8 protein-coding genes and 1 tRNA gene are annotated in these 9712 nt (G+C 70.6%); 3 read left to right on the top strand and 6 right to left on the bottom strand.

All coding sequences use genetic code 11. The features are described from left to right. Both ACILQS_RS13345 and ACILQS_RS13350 read left to right on the top strand, forming a co-directional pair. The coding region (locus tag ACILQS_RS13345; RefSeq protein ID WP_395640623.1) for a class I adenylate-forming enzyme family protein at positions 1–1181 on the top strand (1181 nt) is incomplete at its 5' end. Then, positions 1178–2092 carry an NAD-dependent epimerase/dehydratase family protein gene (locus tag ACILQS_RS13350; protein ID WP_395640624.1) on the top strand — a complete coding sequence of 305 codons (915 nt, stop codon included), beginning with the start codon at positions 1178–1180 and terminating at the stop codon, positions 2090–2092. The genes ACILQS_RS13345 and ACILQS_RS13350, both read left to right, overlap by 4 nt. Here the strand turns inward: ACILQS_RS13350 and ACILQS_RS13355 are convergent, their stop codons facing one another. Genes ACILQS_RS13355 through ACILQS_RS13370 form a run of 4 tightly spaced genes read right to left on the bottom strand, consistent with a single transcriptional unit; the run spans position 2093 to position 5902 of the window. Continuing rightward, on the bottom strand, positions 2093–2785 hold the full coding sequence (locus ACILQS_RS13355) for a potassium channel family protein (protein ID WP_395640625.1): 693 nt from the start codon (positions 2783–2785) through the stop codon (positions 2093–2095). Further along, positions 2778–4145 (bottom strand): TrkH family potassium uptake protein, encoded by a 1368-nt coding sequence (locus ACILQS_RS13360; RefSeq protein ID WP_395640626.1) that lies wholly within the window; start codon positions 4143–4145, stop codon positions 2778–2780. Before ACILQS_RS13360 ends, ACILQS_RS13355 begins: the two co-directional genes overlap by 8 nt. A gap of 9 nt (positions 4146–4154) precedes the next feature. Beyond that, the gene (locus ACILQS_RS13365; RefSeq protein ID WP_395640627.1) at positions 4155–5408 is read right to left on the bottom strand and encodes a cytochrome P450; all 1254 of its coding nucleotides are present in this window, start codon (positions 5406–5408) and stop codon (positions 4155–4157) included. Then, entirely contained in the window at positions 5408–5902 is a 495-nt protein-coding gene (locus ACILQS_RS13370; protein ID WP_395640628.1) for a MarR family winged helix-turn-helix transcriptional regulator, read from the bottom strand. Before ACILQS_RS13370 ends, ACILQS_RS13365 begins: the two co-directional genes overlap by 1 nt. 56 nt (positions 5903–5958) lie before the next feature. Here ACILQS_RS13370 and ACILQS_RS13375 point away from each other — a divergent pair. Next, positions 5959–6030, top strand: a tRNA-Gln gene (locus ACILQS_RS13375). Between the two features lie 85 nt (positions 6031–6115). On the opposite strand, the gene ACILQS_RS13380 is transcribed toward ACILQS_RS13375, so the two are convergent. Continuing rightward, entirely contained in the window at positions 6116–7993 is a 1878-nt protein-coding gene (locus ACILQS_RS13380) for an alpha/beta hydrolase family protein (protein WP_395640629.1), read from the bottom strand. 245 nt (positions 7994–8238) lie between these two features. After that, on the bottom strand, positions 8239–9712 hold a 1474-nt coding region (locus ACILQS_RS13385), incomplete at its 5' end, for a glycerol-3-phosphate dehydrogenase/oxidase (protein WP_395640630.1).

Here is a 9712-nt window from a genome sequence, read left to right on the forward strand (position 1 = left end):
CGCTGCGCGGCACTCAACCCGCGGAACCTCGCGGTTTCGATACACCGCTGCGCGGCACTCAACCCGCGGAACCTCGCGGTTTCGATACACCGCTGCGCGGCACTCAACCCGCGGAACCTCGCGGTTTCGATACACCGCTGCGCGGCACTCAACCCGCGGAGAGGGAGGGTGACGAAGCGCTGATCGTCTTCACCTCCGGCACCACGGCGGCGCCGCGGGCCGTCGTGCACACCCGCGGGTCGCTCGGCGCGGGCCTCGCGGATGTCGCCGCCACGAGCATGCGCGCCGGTCAACGCGTCGTCACCGACCAGCTGATGGTCGGCATCCCGGCTCTCATCGCGGGGGCGCACTGGATCCTGCCGGCCGCGGGCCTCGACCCCGGGGCGACCCCGCAGAGGTACCTCCACCTGCTGCCCGACGCGGAGGTGCTGTTCACCCCGCCGGCGGCGCTGGACGCGATCCTGCGTCTGCTCGACGACTCGCCCCACCTCGCCCCGCGCGCACTCGAGACCTTGATCCTCGGCGGAGCCCCGGTGTTGCGGCCGCTGCTCGAGCGCGCGTTCGCCCGGTTCCCCGGGGTCACGATCCGGGCGGTGTACGGGATGACCGAGATCCTCCCCGTGGCGATCGCCGATGGCGCCGAGAAGCTCGCCCGCGCGGATGCCGACGGCGACTACGTCGGACGTCTCGTGCCGAGCGTGCGCGCCCGCCTCGATGACAGCGAGCTGGTGATCGCCGGGCCGGGGCTGGCATCCGGATATCTCGGCGAACCTCCGCTCACCGAGGTGTGCACCGGCGACCTCGCCCGGCTCGACGGCGACGAGCTCGTGCTGCTCGGCCGCCGGAAGGAGATGTTCATCCGCGGCACCCAGAACGTCTACCCGGGCCTCTACGAACCGGTGATCGCCGGCATCCCGGGCGTGCGCGAGGCGGTCATGACCGGGGTCCCCGACGCGATCGGCGACGACCGCATCGTCGTGCTCGTCGTTCCCGAGTCCCCGCCCGCGCGACCCGACCCGGCGCATCCGGTGGCGCGCGCGGTGGCGCGGGCGCTGCCGGGCCTGGTGGATGCCGGCGTCCTGCCCGATCTCGTCGTCGCCGTCCCCGACCTGCCGCGCTCCGGCCGCTCGCGGAAGCTCGATCGTGCCGCGATCGTCGAGATCGCACGAGGTCTGCGGTGAGGATCGCGGTCACCGGGGCGTCGGGATTCATCGGGGGAGCGGTCGCGACGGCGCTCGCCGAAGCCGACCACGAGGTCGTCGGCTTCGGTCGCACGCCGGGAGGGTGGACGCATCCCCGGGCGCGCTACCGGGAGTGGGATCTCGACTCCGGGCCGCTGCGCGCCGACCGCGACTTCGAGGCCGTCGTGCACTGCGCGGCCCTCGCCGACGACTGGGCGCCCCTCGCCGCCGCGCTGCGGGCGAACCGCGACGGCACCCGCACGGTCGTGCGCAGCTTCCCGGGGGCCCGCCTCGTGCACCTGTCGACGTCGAGCGTCTACGACGCGTTCGTGCCGAACGTCGACATCCCGGAGTCGGCCGCGCCGGTGCGCCGCTTCCTCTCCAGTTACGCGGAGTCGAAGACCCTCGCCGAGTTCGAACTCGCGGGAACGGATGCCGTCATCCTCCGCCCGCACGCCGTCTACGGTCCCGGCGACACGACGCTGCTGCCGCGACTGTTCGCCGCCGTGCGCCGCGGGCGCCTCACCCTGCCGGAGGGCGCCGAGGTGCGGCATTCGCTGACGCACATCGACAACCTCGTGCTCGCGGTGCGACGTGCGCTCGACCCGGCCACCCCGCGCGGCACCTACAACGTCGCCGACGACGCCCCGGTCGTGCTGGCCGACGTGCTGCGCGAGGTGTTCGCGCGACGCGGGATGCGGGTGCGGCTCGCCTCGATCCCGTACCGGTCGGCCTTCGCGCTCGCCGGGTCGCTCGAAGCCGTCGCCCGGGCCCGGCGGAGGCGCCCGTCGCTGACGCGCTACGCCGTCAGTCAGCTCGGGCTCGAGCGCACCCTCGATCTCACCGCTGCTCGCACCCGGATGGGCTACGAGCCCACCCCGACCGAGCTCGACGGGGCCGAGCACTGGTGATCACCGCAGCTGGCTGAACGCCTCCGCCTTGCGGGTCTCGCCGGTGACGAGGATGACGTCGTCCGCTCCGAGCACCGTCTCGGGCGTCGTGTAGTGCCACTTCTCGCCCGGCCGCTTCACCGCGGTCACCGTGACGTCGTACTCCGACCGGATGCCGAGCTCGCCGAGCGAGCGCCCGACGAACCGCGCACTCGGCCGCGTCTTCACGAGGGCGAAGTCGTCGCCGATCTCGAGGTAGTCCTGCATCGAGCCGCGCACCAGGTGGGCGACCCGTTTACCCATCTCCTGCTCCGGGTAGATGACGTGCGGGACGCCGAGCTGCTCGAGGATGCGGCCGTGGGCCTCGCTCACGGCCTTCGCCCACAGGTGCTCGGGCTGGAAGCCGAGCAGGATCGAGGTCGTCAGGATGCTGGACTGCACGTCGCTGCCGATCGCGACGACGACGCGGTCGAAGTCGGGAACCGACAACTGTCGCAGCGCCGCCTCCTTCGTCGAGTCGGCCATCACGACGTGGCTGAGCCTGCCGTTGAGGCTCTGCACGATCTCCTCGTCGGCGTCGATGCCGAGCACTTCGGTACCGCTCGCCATCAACTCGAGGGCGAGGGACTGCCCGAATCTGCCGAGACCGATGACCGCGACCGAGTCGGCGGCCGAGATGCGACCGAACTCCTTGCGGGATGCTGACCTAGCCAATGATGGGCCTCTCTTTCGGGAGTTGGTACAGGAGGGACCGCTGACGCAGAGCGAGCGCGGTGGCGAAGGTGATCGGTCCGAGTCGACCGAGGAACATCAGCAGCACGAGCACGAGCTGCGCGGGCACCGGAAGGCTTGCGGTGATCCCCGTCGACAGGCCGACCGTCGAGAACGCGGAGATCGTCTCGAAGAGCACACGGTCGAGGTCTTCCTCGCTGATCAGCATGATCGTCATCGTGCTGACGGTCACCAGGGCGACCGAGGCGAGCACGACCGAGATCGCCTGCCGGTGCACGGCGCGGGAGAGCCGCTTGCCGAAGACGTTCACGACGCCGTCCCCACGGATCTCGGCGATCAGGATGAACATGAGCACCCCGAAGGTGGTCACCTTGATGCCGCCCGCGGTGCCGGCCGGACCGCCGCCGATGAACATCAGCACGTCCATCCCGAGCAGGGTCGCGCCGTTCAGCTCGCCGATGTTGACGCTGTTGAACCCCGCGGTGCGGGTCTGCACAGATTGGAAGAAGCCGGCGAGGATGCGGTCGGGCCAGGGGAGAGCCCCGAGCGTCGCCGGGTTGCTCCACTCGAGCGCGGTGATGACGACCGTCCCGACGAGGAGGAGTGCGACCGTGAACGCCAGCACGAGGCGGGTGTTCATCGACCACAGCAGCGGTCGGCCGAATCGTCGGGCGAGTTCGAAGATGACCGGGAAGCCCAGGCCGCCCAGGATGATCGAGGCGCACAGCGTGAGTGAGATCACCGGATCGTCGGTGAAGCCGATCATCGAGTCGCTGAACAGCGCGAAGCCCGCGTTGTTGAACGACGAGATTCCGTGGAAGACGCCGAGCCAGATCGCCTCGCCGGGCGCGTAGCCGTGGCCGACCGCGAACTGCACGGCGAGGATGATCGCGACGACAGCCTCGGCGAGGAGCGAGACGCGCACGACGCCGATGACGAGACTGCGCACGTCGTCCAGCCCCAGCGCCTTCGTCTCGGCCGCCGTGTACAGCCGGGAGCTGAACGACATCTTCCGCACCACGACGAGCCCGACGAACGAGGCGAAGGTCATCACGCCCAGCCCGCCGAGCTGGATGAGCACGAGGATGACGACCTGACCGAAGGGCGTCCAATAGGTCGGGGTGTCGACGACGACGTGACCGGTGACGGCGACGGCCGACACCGAGGTGAAGAGCGCCTCGTGCCAGGCGGCTCCGCCCGGGCCGGTCTTCGCGATCGGCAGGGCGAGGAGGCCGGTTCCGGCGAGGGCGGCGAGGGCGAACAGTCCGAAGATGGCCTGCGCCGGATGGAACCTCAGACCGCGGCGGGCGACGGGTGCCGCGGGCGGTCGGGCGGTGGGCACGCGGATACGTTACGCCGCTTCGCTCTTCCGCACGACGAGCGACGCGTAGGCCGGGATGAGCACCTTGCGGCCGTAGCGGCGCGAGACGATCTGGAACGGCCGCCCGTCGCCGAGCAGCAGGTCGACGATCGCGCCGAGCTCGGCGCGGGCGAGCGGCCCGCCGAGGCAGAGGTGCCGTCCGGCGCCGAACCACAGTTGCCGGTTCTGCGGCAGGTACGGCCGGTCGATCCGGTACGGCCCGGCGAGGTTGTTCGCCGTCCAGGTGAGCACCATCACCCGCTCGCCGGCCTTCAGCGTGCGGCCCGCGACCTGCACGTCGGCGAGCACCGATCGGCCGATGAGCGGCGCGGGCGAGGTGACGCGGAGCGCTTCGCGGACGGCATCCTCTCGGTGCTGGGGCATCGCCAGCAGGCGGTGCTGCTCGCCGGTGTCGACGAGCAGCGCGGCGGTGCGGGCCATCGCCGAGGCGGCGGTCTCGGTGCCGGCCACCATGAGCAGTGTCGACAGCCCTTGCGTCTCCTGCACGGTCAGCCCGATCTCGCGGCAGCGCCCGATGATGGTGTCGGGATGCGCGGTCGGGAAGACCTCCCCGATGTGACCGGTGAGCCGCTCGACGATTCCGCGGGCGACCGCGATCTTCTCCGGCGGCAGCGTCGTATCGGACGTCGTGCCGAGGGCGATCGAGGCGAGCTCCTCACCGGTCGCGAAGATCTCGCGGTAGGCGTCGTCACCGAGGGAGTCGTCGACGGGCAGGCCGAGCAGTTGAACCACCATCTGCCCGACGAGCACTCGGGAGAGGTCGGCGAGATCGAGCTCGTCGCCCGCCTCGAAGGATGCCCGCGCCGCCGCGAGCCGCGGCCCCCACGCCCGCGCGACGAACGTCGCCGACGTCTTCTCGGTGAACAACTCGCGGCTGCGGGTGCGCAGATCGTGGTGCCCCGGTCCGTCGAAGAGGTCGTAGACCCAGTCGCCGAGGATCTGCGCCCACAGGTGCCCGACGCCGCCTTCGCTGAGCAGCGTCAGGTGCTCGGGGTCGTTGAGCAGGGTGCGGGCGGTGTGCGGGTCGGCGGTGATCCAGCCGAGCCGCGGCACCTTCATCAGGGGGCGGGCGAACTGGCCGAGCCAGTTGAGAACGGGCAGCGCGGGCCGGGCGGCGGAGAGCAGCCGGTGCTCGTGCGCCGCGGCGCCGGTGCCGAGGCCGTCCCGCCAGAGCGACAGGCGGCGTTCACGGGGAGGCGCTGACCGGTCCTCGGCGACGGGCATCAGTCGTCGAAGTCCAGGCTCAGCTTCCGCAGCAGCGCGCTGAGCCGCTCCTGGTCGGCGCGCGACAGCCCGGCCAGCATCTCGGCCTCGTCGGCGACGAGCACGGTGATCGCGGCATCCACCTGCTCCCGCCCGAGAGCGGTCATCACGACGAGCACGCCCCGCCCGTCGTGCGGGTCGGTGCGCCGCTCGACGAGCTGCCGCTCGACCAGCCGGTCGATGCGATTCGTCATCGTGCCGCTCGACACCAGGGTCTGCTGCAGCAGAGCCTTCGGGCTCAACTGATACGGCGACCCCGCGCGGCGCAGCGCCGCGAGCACGTCGAACTCCCACGGCTCGAGACCGGATGCCGTGAACGCCGTGCGCCGGGCCCGGTCGAGATGCCGGGCGAGCCGGTCGACGCGGGACAGCACCTGCAGCGGGGTGACGTCGAGATCGGGCCGCTCGCGCGCCCACGCGTCGACGATGCGGTCGACTTCGTCGGATGCGGGCATCCGACCATCATCCCAGGTGGCAAGCTGGATCGGCTCCTCGTTCACGCGGGGAGTGATCCGCCTTGGTGTAACGGCAGCACGACGGCCTTTGGTGCCGTTAGGTCCAGGTTCGAATCCTGGGGGCGGAGCGGCTCGGCCAGAACTGGACCCCTCACGAAACGACGGAGCCGGCGGGGGATCGCCCCGCCGGCTCCGCGCACTCGTGATTTCGGATCAGACCTTGGCGGTCGTCTCCGGAACGGCCGCGCCGGCGCGACGCCGGACCCGGATCGCCACGACGAGCAGGATCGCGGCGAGCACCAGCGGGACGACGAAGCGCACCGTGTTGGCGAGTCCGCCCCACTCCTGGATGTCGCCCTGCGTCGCCGCACCGCCCACGATGTTCCAGGTGACCAGCAGGGCCGAGGCGAACGCCCCCGCGTAGATCGTGCCGGTCTTGTGGAACAGGTAGGTCGACAGCAGCCCGACGATGAACAGCACCGGCAGGAACGGGTACGCCACGATCGTCAGCAGCTGGGTGCCGACGACACCGAGCTCACCGCCGACCAGCAGCGGCACGTAGTTGATGATCTCGAGCACGAGGATGCCGACGGGCAGGATGATCGCGTTGGCGATCATCTCCTTCCGCGTCGAGGTCTCGCGACCGGTCCAGCGCTGCCCGTTGTGCATCGTGAACGCGAGCATCAGGAAGAACAGCGTGAACGGGATGAGGTACACCAGGAACATCCCGACCCGGTCGACGCTCATCATCTGCAACTGGAGCACGTACAGGCGGAAGTCGCTCTGGAAGAGCCACTCCGACAGCGCGAGCAGCAGGTACGCCGTGCCGACGCTGATGAGCGCGAGCAGAGCCGACTTGCCGACGAGCGACCAGCGGAAGCCCTCCGGCGTGCCGAGACCGGACTCCGCGACCGTGAGGCGCGCGGTCTCCGGCTGGCGGCGACGGCGCACGAGCCGCACGATCGCGTAGATCGCGAGCCCGATGAGGCCGTTGAGGAGCGCCCAGACCGCGATGCCGTTGGTGAAGGACTGACCGAGCACCGGCCCGGTGGGGAACCAGATGGCGCCCCACTCGTTGAACCAGAAGAAGGTCAGGGCGGGGATGCCGGCGGCGAGCACCGCGGTGACGATCCACGGCAGGCCCCACTTCGGTCCGGTCGAGGCCGGGACGGCCTGCCGGATGGCACCGAAGTACGAGGTGGTCAGCAGCAGGCCGCCCATGGCGAAGATCGCCAGGATGCCGCCGATGAACGCCACGAACGTGCCGATCTCCTTGACCCACCAGGTCTGGCCGGCAGCGTCGTGTCCGCCGTCGAGCGTCTCGCCGAACCAGTCGACGATCTGCTGAGTCGCGTCGAGGTTGTGCGTCGCGCCCGGGTGGTTGGTGACCGGTCGCACGAGCTTGCGCGCGGTCCCGTCGGCGATCGATCCGTAGGTCTCGCCGACGACGACCGGCTCATCGGTTCCGAAGAACGTCATGAGCTTCTCGCTCTCGGTGAGCTTCTGCGAGTTCGGGGCGGCCCACATCGAGCCGGAGAACTCCTCCCACTCCGCGAACACGACGAGCGTGTTGCGCGGCAGCTCGGGGGTCCCCTCGGCGCTGAAGAACCCGGTCGCCGAGTCCAGGAGCACCATCGCCTGGTACCCCTCGGGGAAGGCGGCCGCGGCGGCCTGGATCGCGGAGCCGCCGAGCGAGTGCCCGGTCAGGCCGACGTTGTCACCGTCGACGATGTCGAGGGAACGCAGGTAGCCGAGCGCCGCCGGACCGCCGAAGCCGCCGCTGAACGCGGGGTTGTCGGACGAGCCGTGACCGGGCTGGTCGATCGCGAGGACGACGTAGCCGCGCCGCGAGAGTTCGATCGCGGTGGCGAGCTGCATCTCGTTCGAGTTGAGGTAGCCGTGGATCGCGACCACCGCAGGGGCGGGGGTCTCGGCGGTGGCCGTCGACGGGATGTAGAGGGTTCCAGCGATGCGCTGGCCGCCGCTGCCCACGAATGCGGTCTCACGGACTTCCACCGTGCCGCCCGAACTCTGAGTGATCGCCGCGGTGGTACCGCCTGCGAGGACGAGTACCACGGCGATCGCGAGCAAGGACCACAGCCTTGCGACGCTTCCGAGGATGTTCATCGGGATCTGTCAACTCCTTTGTCTTCTTCATCCCGCTCCACCGGGATCGGGAAGCGTGGTCGTGGGGATTCGCTGAGTACGACCGGCTCGGAGTGTAGTAACGCACGAGCCCGTCGAGAGCGGATTTGGGGACAAGTTGCACGGATGTGCAGCGACCGCTCGTGTGCAGCGACCGCTGGTGTGCAGCGACCGCTCGGGCGCGAGATCGCTCAGGCGCGGGTCGAGGCGGGCGTCTCGAGCAGGGACGAGGTCTCGTCGACCTCCGCGAGACGGCGGAGAGCGTTCCACCCGAGCTCCCGGGCGAGCGCGTCGGCCGTCCGCTCGACCGTCTCCCGGTCGGCGAGCCCGCGGAAGGCGAGGTCGGTGCGACGGAGCAGCACGTCGGCGAGCCGGAGCACCGACTCGTGCCGCACCAGGTAGGCGATCTCGCCGGTCGAGAGCTCGTCCCCGGCGATCGGTTCGTCGCGGTCATCCAGGAATCCGACGACCGTGACGCAGCGGGCGCCGTAGCGGGTGAGCAGCACCCGCGCGCGCTCGGGCGAGACCCCCGCGAGGTGCCGGTCGAGCCATTCGTCCCGAGCCGCCGGGGTGGGGAGGCCGATCGAGGCGGAGAGCGGAAGGGCCTCGGTCGACGTGGTCCGCGCATGCCGGAGGCGGGCGAGTGCGACATCGGCGAGGTTCTCGGCCACGGCGCGGAAGGTGGTCCACTTCCCCCCGACGAGGCTGAGGACCGGGACCCCGAGCGGGCCGTCTTCGTTCGTCTCGATCCGGTAGTCGCGGGACACCAGACCGGGTGCGGTGTCCTCGTGGCGGGGCAGCGGACGGATGCCGGAGAACGTGTAGACGATGCGCGAGCGGTCGACCGGGACCTCGGGGAAGACGTGCCCGACGAGCCCGACGAAGTAGTCGATCTCGGCCTCCGTGCACACCGCGGGCTCGCGGGGATCGGCCTCGAGATCGGTCGTCCCGACGAGCACTCGCCCGTGCAGGGGGTAGATCAGCACGATCCGTCCGTCCTCGTTCTCGAAGAAGATCTCGCGCCCGCCGGTGGCCCGCAGCAGCTCCGGATCGTCGAGGACGATGTGCGAACCCTTGGTGCCGCCCAGGTACGCGGTCGGCGCTCCGAGGGCCGCGTTGGTGAGGTCGGTCCACGGGCCCGTCGTGTTGATCACGAGGTCGGCCGTCACGGTGAATTCCGACCCGGATTCGAGGTCGCGAAGGCGCACCCCCGACCGGTCCGCCGAGATCGCCTCGACGTAGTTGAGCGCGATGGCGTGGCCGCCGGCCGCGACCCCGTCGAGGAGCACATCCAGCGCGAGGCGTTCCGGATCGTCCATCGCGGCGTCGAAGTACGTCGCCGTGTAGCGCACGTCGGGGTTCAGGTCGGGCAGCTCCTCGAGCGAACGCCGACGGCCCCGGAAGCGGTGGCGGGGAACGACCCCCCCGTCGCGGGAGAACAGGTCGTAGATCGTGAGCCCTACCTTGATCAGGAGCGCCCCGCGTTCGCGGTGGCGGCCCGACTGGCGGTGGGTGAGAAGGCGGAGAGGGGCGGAGAGCAGGCCGGAGAACGTGGAGAAGATCGGGATCGTCGTCTCGAGCGGGCGAACGCGATGCGGAGCGAGTCGCAACAGCCGGTTGCGTTCCTGCACCGACTCGCGCACGAGCCGGAGCTCGCCGTTCTCG

Origin of the sequence: Pseudolysinimonas sp., assembly GCF_044239695.1 — a bacterium.
GTDB lineage: Bacteria > Actinomycetota > Actinomycetes > Actinomycetales > Microbacteriaceae > Pseudolysinimonas_A.